Here is a 16,341-nt window from a genome sequence, read left to right as displayed (position 1 = left end):
TGTGATCTTCCGGTACCGGGGGGCCGCCCCGTACGGGCCCCCGGCGCATGCCGCGCCCGCTCCTGGCGATCACCCTTCGACGGCCGTCCGCAGCGGACTACCATCACTCCATGACCCGTGTACTGCTCGCCGAGGACGACGCGTCCATCTCGGAGCCGCTGGCCCGCGCACTGCGCCGCGAGGGCTACGAGGTCGAAGTGCGCGAGGACGGTCCCACCGCCCTCGACGCCGGGCTGCAGGGCAGCGTGGACCTGGTCGTGCTCGACCTGGGCCTGCCCGGCATGGACGGCCTGGAGGTCGCGAGGCGGCTGCGCGCCGAGGGGCACACGGTGCCGATCCTCATCCTCACCGCGCGCGCCGACGAGGTCGACACGGTCGTCGGGCTCGACGCGGGCGCCGACGACTACGTCACCAAACCGTTCCGGCTCGCCGAGCTGCTCGCCCGGGTCCGGGCCCTGCTGCGGCGCGGCGCCACGGAGTCGGCGCAGCCGCCCGCCACGCACGGGGTGCGGATCGACGTCGAGTCGCACCGGGCCTGGATGGGCGAGGAGGAACTCCAGCTCACGGCGAAGGAGTTCGACCTCCTGCGGGTACTCGTCCGGGACGCGGGCCGGGTCGTCACCCGGGACCAGCTGATGCGCGAGGTCTGGGACACGACGTGGTGGTCCTCCACCAAGACCCTCGACATGCACATCTCCTGGCTCCGCAAGAAGCTCGGCGACGACGCGGCGAACCCCCGCTACATCGCCACGGTCCGAGGAGTCGGCTTCCGCTTCGAGAAGTCGTAGCCGCGCTTCCCTGCGGGGGCGCGTGCCGGGGCCGGGCTGCACGCGATCCGCGCACCGTGGCCGCGCTGCGCGCGCCCGGAGGGGGCCCACCCACCCGCCCCCACCCGGGCAGGCGACCACTCGCCGGCGGCGCTCCGCGTCGGGGCCGGTCCCGCGCAGCCGGGGAGTTCCGGGCGGGCGGGTGGGAAAGGCCCCGCCGCGGCAGCGGCGGCACGGCGCCCCGGGCGACCGGAAGGTGAGGCCCCGCCCAGGCCAGGGCAAGGGCCCGGGGTCACCAGGGCCCCGCGGGGGAGGGGCACACTGGTCAGGTCCGTCCCCCTGCCCGGCCGGAGGGCCCCGTGCGCCGTCGCCTCATCAACTCGACCCTCGCCGTCGTACTCGTAGTGATCGCCGTCTTCGGCGTCTCACTGGTGATCGTCGAGACCCGCACGATCAGCAACAGCGCCCAGGAACGCGTGAACTCCGAGGCCGTCCGCCTCGCGAGCATCGTGGACAGCCGTCTGATCAGCGACGAGCGCGTCAGCGGGGCGATCCTGCGGGAACAGGTGGACACCGACCGGTACGCCCGCATCGACATCCCGGGCCGCGCCCCCATCGAGGTCGGCACCCGCCCTACGGGCGACGTCATCCGGGCCACGGAGGACGGCGAGGAGGGCGAGAAGGTCACCGTCGAGGAGCCCCGCACCGCCGTCACCCAGGAGGTCGGCCGCACCCTGCTGATCATCGGCGGCGTGGCCCTGCTCGCCATCATCGCCGCGGTCCTGCTCGCCGTACGCCAGGCGAACCGCCTCGCCTCCCCGCTCACGGACCTCGCGGAGACCGCCGAACGCCTTGGCTCGGGCGACCCGCGCCCCCGCCACCGCCGCTACGGCGTACCGGAGCTCGACCGGGTCGCGGACGTCCTGGACGCCAGCGCGGAGCGGATCGCCCGCATGCTCACCGCCGAGCGCCGCCTCGCCGCCGACGCCTCGCACCAGCTGCGCACCCCGCTGACCGCCCTGTCCATGCGCCTGGAGGAGGTCGCCGTGACCGACGACCTGGACACGGTGAAGGAGGAGGCGACGATCGCCCTGACCCAGGTGGAGCGGCTCACCGACGTCGTGGAGCGGCTGCTCACCAACTCCCGCGACCCCCGCACGGGCTCCGCGGTCTCCTTCGACCTGGACGAGGTGATCAAGCAGCAGCTGGAGGAGTGGCGCCCCGCCTACCGCAGCGCGGGCCGCGCCATCGTCAGCTCCGGCAAGCGCCACCTCCAGGCGGTCGGCACGCCGGGCGCGGTCGCCCAGGTCCTCGCGGCGCTGATCGAGAACTCGCTGATGCACGGCGGCGGCACCGTGGCCCTGCGCACCCGCGTCACCGGCAACCAGGCGGTCGTCGAGGTCACGGACAGCGGCCCGGGCGTGCCCGCCGACCTCGGCGCGCGGATCTTCGAGCGCACCATCAGCGGCCGCAATTCGACGGGGATCGGCCTCGCCGTGGCCCGGGATCTGGCCGAAGCGGACGGCGGCCGCCTGGAGATGCTCCAGGGCAAGCCGCCGGTGTTCGGTCTTTTCCTCTCGCGGACGCCGACGCACCGCGAGGAGCGCCACGAGGACGAGACGGTGCGCTGAGTGCCCCCGCGCCCCCGGGGCCCGAGGGCCGGGGTCGGCGCAGGTCAGGCCTGGCGGCGCCCGCCCGACGCGGCCGGTCGCCCGCCGTCGGCCGCCGGGGCGTCCTCCAGGAACGATTCGGCATCGGCGACCGCGGCGCGCGCGGGCAGCGCCCGGAACACCCAGGTGCGGTACGACCAGAAGCGGAACAGCGTGGCGATGCCCATGCCGAGGAACTTGAAGACGTTCGCCTGGAGCTTGCTGTCCCACTCGAAGCCGTACGTCGCGACGTACAGGACGCCGTTCTCGATCACCAGGCCGACGACGCTGAACAGCAGGAAGAGCGTCAGCTCCTTGGTGCGGCCGTTCTTGTCGCGGTCACGGTAGGTGAAGTAGCGGAACCCCACGTAGTTGCAGCAGATCGCGACCACCGTCGCGATGACGCTGGCGCGCACCACCTGGAGGTCGGTGAGGTGGCGCACGAGGTTGAAGACGGCGAAGTTCACCAGCGTCCCCACCGCGCCCACGGCCCCGAACTTGGCCACTTCCCGCGTGAGCCGGTCCATTCGCACCCGCAGTGCGCCGCGGTCCGTCATGGTTGGTCGCCCCAGCCCCGTGTTTGGTGTCCATCGGTCGTGTTGCCCGTGTCGGCCGGCCCTGCCGGCGGGTCGTGCCGGTGGTGCCGCTCCTGTGGTGCCGCGCCCGCCTCGTTTGCGGTTTCCCCGGTCGCGTCAACCCAGCCATGCTAACCAGCCCCTCCCGGTGGTGCGCGGGGACGCCGTCCAATCCGTGGCACGGCTGTGACGCCAGTGCACGGGATCGGGCCGTTCCCGGATGGCCGATACCCTGTGGGTGTGACGTTCCCGGTAGTCGGCATGGTCGGCGGGGGGCAGCTCGCTCGTATGACCCACGAGGCGGGCATCCCGCTAGGCATCAGGTTCAAGCTCCTCAGTGACACTCCGCAGGATTCCGCGGCGCAGGTCGTCAGCGACGTCGTCATCGGCGACTATCGCGACCTGGACACGCTGCGTGACTTCGCGCGGGGCTGCGACGTGATCACCTTCGATCACGAACATGTACCCACCGAGCATCTACGGGCCCTGGAGGCGGACGGCATCCCCGTGCGCCCGGGGCCCGACGCCTTGGTGCACGCCCAGGACAAGGGGGTGATGCGCGCGAAGCTGGATGAGCTCGGAGTGCCGTGCCCACGCCACCGCATCGTGGAGGACCCGGCGGACGTCGTGGCCTTCGCGGCGGAAGGGGCCACGGAGGGTGACGGCTTCCCGGTCATCCTGAAGACCGTGCGCGGCGGGTACGACGGCAAGGGCGTCTGGGTCGTGCGCTCCGCGGCCGACGCCGCCGAGCCGTTCCGCGCGGGCGTGCCTGTCCTCGCCGAGGAGATGGTCGACTTCGCCAGGGAGCTGGCGGCGAACGTCGTGCGCTCGCCGCACGGCCAGGCCGTGGCGTACCCGGTCGTGGAGTCCCGGCAGGTCGACGGCGTCTGCGACACCGTGATCGCGCCCGCCCCCGACCTCAGCGACGAACTCGCCGGTCGGGCCCAGGAGCTGGCGCTCCGCGTGGCCCAGGAGCTCGGCGTGGTCGGACACCTCGCCGTGGAGCTGTTCGAGACCCGCGACGGCCGCGTCCTGGTCAACGAGCTCGCGATGCGACCGCACAATTCCGGCCACTGGAGCCAGGACGGCGCCGTGACCTCCCAGTTCGCCAACCACGTCCGCGCGGTCCTCGACCTGCCGCTGGGCGACCCGCGCCCGCGCGCGAAGTGGACGGTCATGACGAACGTCCTGGGCGGCGACTACCCCGACATGTACACCGCGTACCTGCACTGCATGGCGCGGGACCCGCAGCTGAAGATCCACATGTACGGCAAGGACGTGAAGCCCGGCCGCAAGGTCGGACACGTCAACACCTACGGCGACGACCTGGACGAGGTCCTCGACCGCGCCCGTCACGCTGCCGGCTACCTCCGAGGAACGATCACCGAATGAGCACATCCGTGAGCAGTCCCGTCGTCGGCATCGTCATGGGCTCGGACTCCGACTGGCCCGTCATGGAGGCCGCCGCCAAGGCCCTCGACGAGTTCGAGATCCCGTACGAGGTGGACGTGGTGTCCGCGCACCGCATGCCGCGCGAGATGATCGCGTACGGCGAGGAGGCCGCCGGCCGCGGCCTGAAGGTGATCATCGCGGGCGCGGGCGGCGCCGCGCACCTGCCGGGCATGCTGGCGTCGGTGACCCCGCTGCCGGTGATCGGCGTGCCCGTGCCGCTGAAGTACCTCGACGGCATGGACTCCCTGCTCTCCATCGTGCAGATGCCCGCGGGCGTGCCGGTCGCGACGGTCTCGGTGGGCGGCGCGCGCAACGCGGGCCTGCTCGCCGCGCGGACCCTCGCCGCGCACGACGCCGAACTGCTCGGCCGGATGCGCGAGTTCCAGCAGGAGCTGAACGAGCAGGCGACCGAGAAGGGCAAGCGCCTGCGCGCCAAGGTCGAGGGCGCGGGGTCCGGCTTCGGCTTCGGGAAGTGACCCCGTGACAGCGCGCGCGATCGAGGGAACAGTGGCCGCATGACGACGCTGACCGATTCCCTGGCCCGAGCCCGCTCCCTGCTCGCCGAGTTCCCCGTCGTGGACGGGCACAACGACCTGCCGTGGGCGCTGCGCGAGAAGGCCGGGTACGACCTCGACCGCCTGGACGTCGGCGCCGACCAGTCGGGCCGGCTCCACACCGACCTGGCACGCCTTCGCGCGGGCGGCGTCGGCGCGCAGTACTGGTCGGTGTACGTGCGCAGCGACATGGCGGGCGACGACGCGGTCAGCGCCACGCTGGAGCAGATCGACTGCGTCCAGCGGCTGCTCGCCCGCCACCCGGAGGAGCTGCGCCCCGCGCTGACCGCCGCCGACCTGGAGGCGGCCCGCGCGGAGGGCCGCATCGCGTCCCTGATGGGCGCCGAGGGCGGCCACTCGATCAACAACTCCCTCGCCACGCTGCGGGCGTTGTACGCCCTCGGCGTGCGCTACATGACGCTGACGCACAACGACAACATCGCCTGGGCGGACTCGGCGACGGACGTCCCGGGCGTCGGCGGCCTGTCCGCGTTCGGCCGCGAGGTGGTCCGCGAGATGAACCGGCTCGGCATGCTGGTGGACCTCTCGCACGTGGCGGCGACGACGATGCGGGCGGCCCTGGACACCTCCGAGGCGCCGGTGATCTTCTCGCACTCCTCGTCCCGCGCGGTGTGCGACCACCCGCGCAACATCCCGGACGACGTCCTGGAGCGGCTGCCCGCGAACGGCGGCGTGGCGATGGCCACCTTCGTGCCGAAGTTCGTCCTCCAGGCGGCGGTCGACTGGACCCTCGCGGCCGACGAGAACATGCGGGCGCACGGCTTCCACCACCTGGACACCACCCCGGAGGCCATGAAGGTGCACGCGGCCTTCGAGGAGTCGCACCCGCGCCCCGTCGCCACCGCGGCGACGGTGGCCGACCACCTCGACCACATGCGGGAGGTCGCGGGCGTCGACCACATCGGCATCGGCGGGGACTACGACGGCACGGCGTTCACCCCGTCCGGCCTCGACGACGTCTCCGGCTATCCGAACCTCGTCGCGGAGCTCCTCGACCGCGGCTGGTCCGAGCCCGACCTCGCCAAGCTGACCTGGCGGAACGCGGCCCGGGTCCTGGGCGCGGCGGAGGACGTGGCCCGCGCGGCGAAGGCCCGCAGGGGCCCGTCGATCGCGACCCTGGAGCAGCTCGACGGCTGACGGGTCATCACCGGGCGTCAGGGGCGCGGCCGCAGGGCCGCGCCCCTTCGTCGTCCCTCATTCTTGAACGATCGGTCTGGATGGGCTACCGTCCTCGCAGAGGTTATGAACTGATCAGTCTAAAACTCTCGGAGGAGACTCCCATGTCCGACGCCGTTCCCGCCGTGCCCACCGACGAGGAGCTGGCCCACTCCCTGGAGGGCGACTTCACCAGCGCGTACGCCGAGGTGAACGGCGTCCGGCTGCACTACGTGGCGGGCGGCAGCGGCGACCCGCTCGTCCTGCTCGGCGGCTGGCCGCAGACCTGGTGGCAGTTCCACAAGGTCATGCCGGCCCTCGCGCGCCGCTACCGCGTCATAGCCGTGGACCTGCGCGGCATGGGCGGCTCCGCGAAGCCGCCGTCCGGCTACGACAAGAAGACGATGGCCGAGGACATCCACGCGCTGGTCCGCCACCTCGGCCACGACCGCGTGCACCTCGCCGGGCACGACATCGGCGCGATGGTCGCCCACGCCTTCGCCGTCAACCACCCCGAAGCCACCCGGAAGCTGGCCCTCCTGGACGTGGCCCACCCCGACCCGAGCCTGCGCGAGCTCACCCTGCTCCCGGTCGGCGACGGGGCCGAGTGGGAGACCACCCCTGGTGGCGTCTATCTCTGGTGGTTCGCGTTCAACCAGGTCAAGGGGTTGCCGGAGCGGCTGCTCGCCGGCCGGACCGACGTCCTCGTCGACTGGCTCTTCGGCTATCTGCTCCAGGACCAGTCCACGATCGACGAGCGCTCGCGCGCGGTGTACGCGGCGGCCTACGCCACGCCCGACGCGGTCCGCGCGGGCAACGCCTGGTACCAGACCTTCCTTCAGGACGTCGAGGACTTCGAGACGTACGACCGGGTGGGCGTCCCCGTCCTCGCGCTCGCGGGCGACCGCAGCCACGCGTATCTGCGCGCCATCCTGCCCGGCCACGCCGAGGACTTCCGCCTCCGGCGGATCGAGGGCAGCGGCCACTACCTCCCCGAGGAGCGGCCGGAGCAGGTGACGGCGGAGCTGGTGGAGTTCTTCGCCTGACGCACCGTGAAGCCGAGCCGGAAGGGCGCCGACTCGCCTGCCCCGCCGACGGATCGGCCCCCTCCCCGTGAGCGCGGGAAGGGGCCGGTCCGGTCGGGCTACGGCAGGTTGCGGGCCATCACGATCCGCTGGACCTGGTTCGTGCCCTCGTAGATCTGCGTGATCTTTGCGTCGCGCATCATGCGCTCGACCGGGTAGTCACGGGTGTAGCCGTAGCCGCCGAGGAGCTGGACGGCGTCCGTGGTGACCTCCATGGCGATGTCGGAGGCGAAGCACTTGGCCGCGGCGCCGAGGTAGGTGAGGTCGGCGTCGCCGCGCTCGGAGGCGGCCGCGGCCTGGTAGGTCAGGGCGCGGGCGGCGGAGATCTTCATCGCCATGTCGGCGAGCATGAACTGGATGCCCTGGAAGTCGGCGATCGGCTTGCCGAACTGCTTGCGCTCCTGGACGTAGCCCTTGGCGTAGTCGAGGGCGCCCTGGGCGATGCCGAGGGCCTGGGCGGCGATCGTGATGCGGGTGTGGTCGAGCGTCTTCATCGCCGTGGCGAAGCCCGTGCCCTCCTCGCCGATCATGCGGTCGGCGGGGATGCGCACGTTGTCGAGGTAGACCTCGCGGGTCGGCGAGCCCTTGATGCCGAGCTTCTTCTCCGGGGCGCCGAAGGAGACGCCCTCGTCGCCCTTCTCCACGACGAAGGCGCTGATGCCCTTGGAGCGCTTCTCCGGGTCGGTGACGGCCATGACCGTGTAGTACTCGGAGACGCCCGCGTTGGTGATCCAGCGCTTCACGCCGTTCAGGACGTAGGAGTCGCCGTCGCGCACGGCCTTCGTCTTCATGCCCGCCGCGTCCGAACCGGCGTCCGGCTCCGAGAGGCAGTACGAGAACATGCCCTCGCCCTTGGCCAGCGGCGTCATGTACTTCTTCTTCAGCTCCTCGGAGCCGGAGAGGATCACGGGCAGCGAACCCAGCTTGTTCACGGCCGGGATGAGGGAGGACGACGCGCAGACGCGGGCCACCTCCTCGATCACGATGACCGTGGCGAGCGCGTCGGCGCCGCCACCGCCGTAGCTCTCCGGTACGTGCACCGCGTGCAGGTCGGAGGCCACCAGGGCGTCCAGGGCCTCCTGCGGGAAGCGGGCCTCCTCGTCCACGGCGGCGGCGAACGGCGCGATCTTCGACTCGGCGAGCGAGCGGATCGTGTCGCGGAGCATGACGTGCTCATCGGACGGGCGGTACAGGTCGAAGTCAGCCGATCCGGCCAAGGTCTCTCACGCTCCAAGGACGCTGTGGACGCTAGTCACCCTTGCTAATTACCGTTAAGTAACACGATGGGTACTCGAATTTTAGGGTGCCGCCCGCGCCACGGATACGTGAGCTTGACGACAGGGGGAAACGTGCCCGGTGAGAGCCCTGGGCACGCCTGACCGCGCCCCGACTATGCTCGGGCAGCGCACCCCGGCCAGTACACCTCTGGAGCACTTCATGGCCCTGAAGATCACCGTGATCGGCACCGGCTACCTCGGCGCCACGCACGCCGCGGCCATGGCGGAGCTCGGCTTCGAGGTCCTCGGGCTCGACGTCGTGCCCGAGAAGATCGAGATGCTCACGCGGGGCGAAGTCCCCATGTACGAACCCGGCCTGGAGGAGCTGCTGCGCCGCCACGTCGCCGGGATCGAGGGATCCAGCGGCCGGCTGCGCTTCACGATGGACTTCGCCGAGGCCGCGGAGTTCGGCGACGTCCACTTCGTCTGCGTGAACACCCCGCAGAAGCACGGCGAGTACGCCTGCGACATGAGCTACGTCGACGCCGCCTTCTCCTCCCTCGCCCCGCACCTGAAGCCGGGCGCGCTGGTCGTCGGCAAGTCGACGGTGCCGGTCGGCTCGGCCCAGCGCCTGTCCGGGCTCCTTCCCGAGGGCACGGAGCTGGCGTGGAACCCGGAGTTCCTGCGCGAGGGCTTCGCCGTGGACGACACGCTGCACCCGGACCGGATCGTGGTCGGCGTGGACAGCGAGCGGGCCGAGAAGCTGCTCCGCGACGTCTACGCGAAGCCCGTCGCCGAGGGCACCCCCTTCGTCGTGACGGACTTCCCCACGGCCGAACTCGTGAAGACGGCGGCGAACTCCTTCCTCGCCACGAAGATCTCCTTCATCAACGCCATGGCCGAGGTGTGCGAGGCCGCGGGCGGCGACGTGGTGAAGCTGGCCGAGGCCCTCGGGTACGACGACCGCATCGGCGCCAAGTTCCTGCGCGCCGGGATCGGCTTCGGCGGCGGCTGTCTGCCCAAGGACATCCGCGCGTTCATGGCGCGCGCCGGCGAGCTGGGCGCCGACCAGGCCCTCACCTTCCTGCGCGAGGTCGACTCCATCAACATGCGCCGCCGCGGACACATGGTGGAGCTGGCCCGCGAGGCCGTCGGCGGCGGCTCCTTCCTCGGCAAGCGGGTGGCCGTCCTCGGCGCCACCTTCAAGCCCGACTCGGACGACGTGCGCGACTCGCCCGCCCTGAACGTCGCCGGGCAGATCCACCTCCAGGGCGGCCAGGTCACCGTCTACGACCCCAAGGGCATGGACAACGCCCGCCGCCTCTTCCCGACCCTCGGGTACGCCGCCTCCGCCGAGGAGGCGGTCCGGGGCGCCGACGTCGTCCTGCACCTCACGGAGTGGCGGGAGTTCCGCGACCTCGACCCCGAGGCGCTCGGGGCCGTCGCCGGACACCGCGTCCTGCTGGACGGGCGCAACGCGCTCGACCCGGAGCGCTGGCGCGCCGGAGGCTGGACGTACCGCGCCATGGGCAGGCCGGTGGCCTGACCCGGGCCCGGCGCCGCCCGGCTAGCCGTCGAGCCGGCCGATCGTCGCCGTCGACGCCTCCCTGCGCTCCCGCGCCGCCCGGGCCGTGAAGTCCGCCCCGCGCAGCGCCCGTTGGACGTTGCCCCAGGTGAGCGCCCCGATCTCGGCATCGCTCCAGCCCTGCCCGAGCAGCTCGGTGACGAGCCGGGGGAAGCGCGAGGCGTCGTCGAGCTCCTCGGGGTGCGCGGCCGTGGTGTCGTACGTGCCCGCGATCCCCACGCACTCCGGCCCCGCGATCCGGCGCACGTGCTCCAGATGGCTCACGACGTCCCGTACCGAGGTCCCCGTCTGCTCGGTCGCGAACGGCACCAGGCACAGGCCCTTCGCCGCGCCCACGGCGGCGAGCAGGTCGTCACCGAGGTTCGCGGGGTGCTCGCACAGCGCCCGCGCCCCGGACCGGGTGAACAGGACCGGCGCCCTGGACACCGAGAGCACCCGGCGCGCGGTCTCCTCGGGCGCCCCGGACAGATCGGCGAGGACGCCGAGCCGGTTCATCTCCCGTACGACCTCCTCGCCGAAGGCGCTCAGCCCGTCCCCGCCCGCCCACGACGTACCGGCGAGCGTGAGGACGCTCAGGCCGAGCGCGTGCAGCGAGCGCAGCGCGCCCAGCGAGTCGCCGATGGCGCGGGCGCTCGCCGGGCCGACGACGGTGGCGACGCGGCCGTGGTTGCGGGCGTCGGCGGCCTCGGAGGCGTCCCGGGCGAGCCGCAGGTCGTCGCCGTAGCGGGTGACGACGTGGCGCACCAGGTCGAGCTGTTCGAGGGTCGCGCTCACCGCACGGTCACCGGCGAGGTCCTCGGGCACGTGCAGCGACCAGAACTGCGCGCCGACCGCACCCGCTCTCAGCCTTGGCACATCGGTCTCCAAACAGCTGTCGCCGGGCTCCAGGTCGCAGTACGGAAGGCCGCGCAGCGCCCACGGCAGGCCGCTGTAGCCGTCGGCGACGGGATGGGCGGCCAGCAGGGCACGGGCCCGCCCGTCGGCGTCGTCTAGGCGCGCGCCGGGCTCGGGCTCGGCCGCCCCGGCGCCCGGTACGGCGTCCGGCAGCCGGTCGAGCTCTCCGGCCTCTGCGGTGGTGTCGAATTCGTCCTGCAGGTCCGCCATGGCAGCTCCGCGGTCCGGTGGGCACTTTCTCGCTGGTCCACCACCGTCGCACGGCGAGCCCGCGGCTTCGCGGCGGGCGGAGCGTTCGGGGTATGCCGCCGCCGGAACGCCGCGGGCCCCGCCGTCGGTGACGGCGGGGCCCGCGGGCTTCGGGTGTCCGGTCAGTTGTCCGACACGGTCACCGTCTCGTCGTTGTTGAGCTGCTCGACGAGCTGCTTGACCTTCGCCTTGTCCCAGACGAGGTTGCTGCCGACCGAGCCCGAGATCGGCATGTTCATGGACTTGCCGTCGCCGCCCGTGACGCCCTTCATCGCCCAGAACATCGACGCCACGTCGAACAGGCCCATGTCCTTGTCGACGATCAGCGTGTCCAGGCCCGCGCCCATCGTGGGGTAGAGCTTGAACGGATTCATGACGGTGCCGGGCGTCGCCACCTGGTGGGCGAGGGCCGAGAGGAACTTCTGCTGGTTCTTCGTACGCTCCAGGTCGCTGCCGAAGGCGTGCCGGGTGCGGACGAAGGCGAGCGCCTCCTGGCCGCTCAGCTTCTGCTTGCCCTTCTTGAAGTCGGCGCCCGACCACTTGTCCTTGAAGTCCTTGGGGATGTTCATCTCGACGCCGCCGACCGAGTCCACGATCTTCGCGAAGCCGCCGAAGCCGATCTCCGCGTAGTGGTCGATGCGCAGGCCCGTGTTGGCCTCGACGGTCCGGACGAGCAGCTCGGGGCCGTCCTCGGCGTACGCGGCGTTCAGCTTCGTCTGGCGGCCCGTGGCCGGGTAGAGCTTGCCGGACTCGGCTCCCTTGAAGGACGGGATCGTGACGTTCGAGTCGCGCGGCAGCGAGACCATCGTGTTCCCGCCGTCGTCCGCGACGTGCAGGATCATCATCGAGTCGGTCCGCTTGCCCTCGGCCGAGCCGGTGTGGAGCTTCTTCTTCTCCTCGTCGGACATGCCCGCGCGGCTGTCCGAGCCGACGATCAGGTAGTTCGTGCCCTTGCCGCCCGCGGGCCGCTCGATCACCTTCGACAGGTCGACCTCGCGCTTGAGCTTGGAGTCCGCCCAGAAGTACGTGCTCACGGAGACCACGATCAGCAGCGCGAGGAACGTCACCAGGCCCCAGGTGATCCGCTTCTTCCAGTTCACCGGGGGCTTCGGGCGCGGCGGGGCGGGCGGGCCGCCCGGTCCCTGCGGGCCGCCGGGCGCCTGGCCGCGGCGGGGCCCGCCGGGCGAGCCGTACACCTGGCCGGTGTTGTAGCCGCTGTCGTAGCCCTCCGGGCCGCCGGGGCCCTGGGCGTGCTGCTGGCCGTGCTGCTGCCCGGGCTGGGCCCGCTGGTCGCGGTACAGGTCGTCGTACACGTTGTCGTCGTACGAGGGCTGGCGCGGGACTCCGTCGGGCCGCTGGACGTGGCGCATCACGCGGGCGCCCTCGGGCTGTGCGTTGCCGCTGCCGTACCCGTGGCGGTCCCCGTTGTTGCCGTTCCGCGCGTCTGGCCAATCGCTCATGTGGCTTAGTGTGCAGTGCCGCGAGCCCTCCCTTACAGGGAGGGCGTGATTTCGGGTCACGCCTGTTGCAGAGCTGTGGCAATGCGCCCGTAACCGGCACGATGCCCCCGGCGACATAGGGTGGAGGGCATGACAGATCAGGCCACTGCTCCGGAGCCGGAGATTCCGGGCAAGCCGACCTCGGTGTCCCGCACCACCCTCAGCCACATCATGACCCACGCCGACACCAACCTCCTCGGCACGGTGCACGGTGGCGTGATCATGAAGCTCGTGGACGACGCGGCGGGCGCCGTCGCCGGGCGCCACTCCGGCGGGCCCGCGGTGACCGCCTCCATGGACGAGATGGCCTTCCTCTCGCCCGTGCGCGTCGGCGACCTCGTCCATGTGAAAGCCCAGGTCAACTGGACCGGGCGCACCTCCATGGAGGTCGGCGTACGGGTGCTCGCCGAGCGCTGGAACGAGTCGACGCCCGCGCAGCAGGTGGGCTCCGCGTACCTGGTCTTCGCCGCGGTCGACGCCGACGGCAAGCCGCGGCTCGTGCCGCCGGTCGAGCCCGAGACCGACCGGGACCGGCGGCGCTACCAGGAGGCGCAGATCCGCCGCACCCACCGGCTGGCCCGGCGTCGGGCCATCAAGGACCTCCGCGAAGCCCGGGCCCGGGAGGGCTACGAGGACTGAGCCCCGGCCCCGCCTTCCCCGCCGGGGCTTCCTCCCACCCGCCCACCCGTCCCTCCCCGGCTGCGCGAGGCCGGGCCCCGACGCGGTGCGCCTGCGCGTGGCGCCGTCCCCGTTTCCGCCGCTACCGCGGCGGTTCTCCCACCCGCCCACCCGTCCCTCCCCGGCTGCGCGAGGCCCGGCCCCGACGCGGAGCGCCCGCGCGTCGCGTCCCACGGGGCCGGTGGGGGCGCGGCATCCGTGAGGCCCCAGCGGACCGGAGGTCCCCGGGGTCAGGGGCAGATCACCTGGTCGCCGGTGATGGCGCCGAACTCGCCCTGGTGGGCGTCCTCCGCCCGGACCGCGCGGACCCCGCGGAAATCCGCCCCGGCCAGCACCTTCAGCGTCGGCCCCTGCCCGTTCACCCGCCGCATCTCGCAGCCGGGCAACGCGGTGGCCAGGGACTTCGCGGAGCGGTCCCAGCGCGGGTCGTAGGCGACGACCGTGCGGGCGAGGGGCCCGGCGCCGGGGGCGAGGGGGACGGAGCCGGGCACCCCGGAGGTGCGGAAGCCGGACTTGCGCAGCGCCGAGTCCACCCGCCGCCCGAGCCCGGACGTCCGCGTGCCGTTGTCGACCTGCACCCGGATCTGCCCGGGGGAGACCGGCACGAGCGCCGCCTTCCGCCGCTCCCGGTGCGGAGCCAGCGGCTTGTCGTCGCGCAGCGCCTGGAACAGCTTCGCGGACTTCTGCGGGTCCCACTTCAGCGTCGACCCGACACCGGGGATCAGCTGCCCCTTGGGCGCCAGCGGCACGGTCGTGAACTCCGACGACGAGGGCGAGAAGTTCCGCATGGCCCGGCCGAGCGCCAGCATGTCCGTCGTACCGAAGCCGTCGTCGGCCCGCACCGAGCCGAGCAGCGTCTTCGAGACGTCGCGGAACTTGACCGGATTCAACAGCACGCCGCTGCTCGTGGCCTTCGCGATGAGCGCCGCGAGGAACCGCTGCTGGCGCTGCATCCGCCCGAGGTCGGCGGCCCCGTCGATGTGCCGCGAGCGGACGTACTGCAGCGCCTGGCCCCCGCTGAGCTGGTGCGTACCGACGGACAGGTCGAGGCCCGTGTAGGAGTCCTTCAGGGGGATCGCGGTGCAGATCTCCACGCCGCCGACGACGTCGACGGTCTTCATGAAGCTGGTGAAGTCGACCTCCAGATAGTGGTCGATCTTCACCTTCGTCATGCGCTCGACCGTGCGGACCGTGAGGTTGGGGCCGCCCTCCGCGTACGCCGCGTTGATCTTCACGGGGTGCGACCTGTGGTGCTTGCGCGAGTTCTGGTCGACGTGCGGCGGCAGCTCCGCGTACGAGTCCCGGGGCAGGCTCACCACGCTGGCGCGCTCCCGGTCCTCCGAGATGTGCACGATCATGATCGTGTCCGTGCAGTGGCAGGGGGCGCCGCCGAGCCGGTACTTCCTCTTCTCCGCGCGGCTGATCCGGTCGCGCCCGTCCGTGCCGACGAGCAGCACGTTCGTGCCGTGGCTGCCCTCGGGCCGGTTCTTCATGTCCTTGAAGGCGTCGACGCGCCTGATGCCGGTGTCCAGGCTGGACACCACGGAATGCCCGATCCCGGCGGCGCCCAGCACCGTGACGGACAGCGCCGTCGCGATCCGCATCGCCCAGCGCGGCCGCCGCGTCCGCCGGGCCGCCGGTCGGGCCGGGGGGCGCGGCGGCCGCGGCGGGTGGGGTCGGCGCGGGGGCGGGGCGGGGGAGCGGTGCGGTGCGGGCACGTGCGAGGACACCTCCGCGGTCGCGGCGTGAGCCGGGGGACGCCAGAACCGTAGGCCCATACGATCTGCGGCCCGGGGTAGCGACCCGGACGGCGCGCGCCCGTGTCCCCCGTTCGCGGTAACGTGACGCCCGATGCTGCATTCTCCGGGGGCGTCCCCCGGGAACCCGGGCCGCGAGACGAGAAGGAAACTCCGCACGTGAATTCTGACGGTCAGCCTCCCGCCGTCTCCGTGATCATGCCGGTCCTCAACGAGGAGCGGCATCTGCGCGAAGCCGTCCACGCGATCCTCAAGCAGGAGTACGCGGGTGAGATGGAGGTCGTCGTCGCACTCGGCCCCTCCACCGACCGCACGGACGAGATCGCCGCCGAGCTGGTCGCCGAGGACCCCCGTGTGCACACGGTCCCGAATCCGACGGGGCGTACGCCCGCGGCCCTGAACGCGGCCATCAAGGCCTCGCGTCACCCGATCGTGGTGCGCGTGGACGGCCATGCCGCGCTCTCGCCGGGGTACATCACCACCGCCGTGCGCCTCCTGGAGGAGACCGGCGCGATGAACGTCGGCGGCATCATGCACGCCGAGGGCGAGAACGACTGGGAGCACGCCGTCGCCGCCGCCATGACCTCGAAGATCGGCGTCGGCAACGCCGCCTTCCACACCGGCGGCGACGCCCAGCAGGCCGAGACGGTCTATCTGGGCGTCTTCCGCCGCGAGGCCCTCGAACAACAGGGCGGGTACAACGAGGAGTTCATCCGCGCCCAGGACTGGGAGCTGAACTTCCGCATCCGCGAGGCGGGCGGCCTCATCTGGTTCTCGCCGGAGCTGAAGGTCTCCTACCGGCCGCGCCCCAGCGTGAAGGCCCTCGCCAAGCAGTACAAGGACTACGGCCGCTGGCGGCACGTCGTCGCCCGCTACCACGAGGGCTCCATCAACCTGCGCTACCTCGCGCCGCCGACGGCCGTGTGCGCCATCGCCGCGGGCCTGGTCGTGGGCGCGGCCCTGACGCCGTGGGGCCTGGTGATCCCCGGCGGCTATCTGGCGGCGATCGCCGCCGGGTCCGTGCCCGCGGGCAAGGGCCTGCCCCTGAAGGCGCGCCTCCAGATCCCCGTGGCCCTCGCGACGATGCACATGTCGTGGGGCTGGGGCTTCCTCACCAGCCCGCGCTCGCTCGCCAAGAAGGTCATCGCCTCGCGCCGCCCCGCGGTCCTCGGCACGGACCGCAAGCCCCAGGAAGCCTGACCCC

At 72.3% G+C, this 16,341-nt stretch carries 14 protein-coding genes; 9 read left to right on the top strand and 5 right to left on the bottom strand.

The window, feature by feature from the left end; genetic code table 11:
- Positions 1 to 110 precede the first annotated feature (110 nt).
- Both C9F11_RS17010 and C9F11_RS17005 read left to right on the top strand, forming a co-directional pair.
- On the top strand, positions 111 to 788 hold the full coding sequence (locus C9F11_RS17010) for a response regulator transcription factor (RefSeq protein ID WP_212767822.1): 678 nt from the start codon (positions 111 to 113) through the stop codon (positions 786 to 788).
- Positions 789 to 1,126: 338 nt separating this feature from the next.
- Positions 1,127 to 2,398 (top strand): ATP-binding protein, encoded by a 1,272-nt coding sequence (locus C9F11_RS17005; protein ID WP_138960098.1) that lies wholly within the window; start codon positions 1,127 to 1,129, stop codon positions 2,396 to 2,398.
- A gap of 44 nt (positions 2,399 to 2,442) precedes the next feature.
- Here C9F11_RS17005 and C9F11_RS17000 read toward each other — a convergent pair whose 3' ends face one another.
- Positions 2,443 to 2,973: a GtrA family protein gene (locus C9F11_RS17000; RefSeq protein ID WP_138960097.1), complete on the bottom strand. Its 531-nt coding sequence runs from the start codon at positions 2,971 to 2,973 to the stop codon at positions 2,443 to 2,445.
- 258 nt (positions 2,974 to 3,231) lie between these two features.
- On the opposite strand from C9F11_RS17000, the gene C9F11_RS16995 reads away from it, so the two are divergent.
- From C9F11_RS16995 to C9F11_RS16980, 4 genes are all read left to right on the top strand, one after another.
- A complete protein-coding gene (locus tag C9F11_RS16995) occupies positions 3,232 to 4,383 on the top strand; it encodes a 5-(carboxyamino)imidazole ribonucleotide synthase (protein ID WP_138960096.1) in 1,152 nt (383 codons plus the stop codon).
- Positions 4,380 to 4,919 (top strand): 5-(carboxyamino)imidazole ribonucleotide mutase, encoded by a 540-nt coding sequence (purE, locus tag C9F11_RS16990; RefSeq protein WP_138960095.1) that lies wholly within the window; start codon positions 4,380 to 4,382, stop codon positions 4,917 to 4,919. Before C9F11_RS16995 ends, purE begins: the two co-directional genes overlap by 4 nt.
- A gap of 39 nt (positions 4,920 to 4,958) precedes the next feature.
- Complete coding sequence (locus C9F11_RS16985) at positions 4,959 to 6,155, top strand: dipeptidase (protein WP_138960094.1); 1,197 nt, start codon at positions 4,959 to 4,961, stop codon at positions 6,153 to 6,155.
- 143 nt (positions 6,156 to 6,298) lie between these two features.
- Positions 6,299 to 7,219: an alpha/beta hydrolase gene (locus C9F11_RS16980; protein ID WP_212767821.1), complete on the top strand. Its 921-nt coding sequence runs from the start codon at positions 6,299 to 6,301 to the stop codon at positions 7,217 to 7,219.
- Positions 7,220 to 7,317: 98 nt separating this feature from the next.
- Here C9F11_RS16980 and C9F11_RS16975 read toward each other — a convergent pair whose 3' ends face one another.
- On the bottom strand, positions 7,318 to 8,475 hold the full coding sequence (locus C9F11_RS16975; RefSeq protein WP_138960092.1) for an acyl-CoA dehydrogenase family protein: 1,158 nt from the start codon (positions 8,473 to 8,475) through the stop codon (positions 7,318 to 7,320).
- Between the two features lie 220 nt (positions 8,476 to 8,695).
- Between C9F11_RS16975 and C9F11_RS16970 the strand changes: the two genes are divergently transcribed.
- Positions 8,696 to 10,021, top strand: a complete 1,326-nt coding sequence (locus C9F11_RS16970; RefSeq protein WP_138960091.1) for a UDP-glucose/GDP-mannose dehydrogenase family protein — start codon at positions 8,696 to 8,698, stop codon at positions 10,019 to 10,021.
- Between the two features lie 21 nt (positions 10,022 to 10,042).
- Here the strand turns inward: C9F11_RS16970 and C9F11_RS16965 are convergent, their stop codons facing one another.
- A complete protein-coding gene (locus C9F11_RS16965; RefSeq protein WP_138960090.1) occupies positions 10,043 to 11,164 on the bottom strand; it encodes a dipeptidase in 1,122 nt (373 codons plus the stop codon).
- A 161-nt stretch (positions 11,165 to 11,325) separates the two neighbouring features.
- Complete coding sequence (locus C9F11_RS16960; protein ID WP_138960089.1) at positions 11,326 to 12,663, bottom strand: LCP family protein; 1,338 nt, start codon at positions 12,661 to 12,663, stop codon at positions 11,326 to 11,328.
- Between the two features lie 129 nt (positions 12,664 to 12,792).
- Here C9F11_RS16960 and C9F11_RS16955 point away from each other — a divergent pair, with 129 nt between their 5' ends.
- On the top strand, positions 12,793 to 13,341 hold the full coding sequence (locus C9F11_RS16955; RefSeq protein WP_138960088.1) for an acyl-CoA thioesterase: 549 nt from the start codon (positions 12,793 to 12,795) through the stop codon (positions 13,339 to 13,341).
- A 269-nt stretch (positions 13,342 to 13,610) separates the two neighbouring features.
- Here C9F11_RS16955 and C9F11_RS16950 read toward each other — a convergent pair whose 3' ends face one another.
- A complete protein-coding gene (locus C9F11_RS16950; RefSeq protein WP_346347295.1) occupies positions 13,611 to 14,984 on the bottom strand; it encodes an LCP family protein in 1,374 nt (457 codons plus the stop codon).
- 312 nt (positions 14,985 to 15,296) lie between these two features.
- On the opposite strand from C9F11_RS16950, the gene C9F11_RS16945 reads away from it, so the two are divergent.
- Positions 15,297 to 16,337: a glycosyltransferase family 2 protein gene (locus C9F11_RS16945; protein ID WP_268255504.1), complete on the top strand. Its 1,041-nt coding sequence runs from the start codon at positions 15,297 to 15,299 to the stop codon at positions 16,335 to 16,337.
- The last annotated feature ends 4 nt before the right edge of the window (positions 16,338 to 16,341 follow it).

This window comes from Streptomyces sp. YIM 121038, assembly GCF_006088715.1.
GTDB lineage: Bacteria > Actinomycetota > Actinomycetes > Streptomycetales > Streptomycetaceae > Streptomyces.
This window is presented reverse-complemented; position numbering and strand designations above follow the sequence as displayed.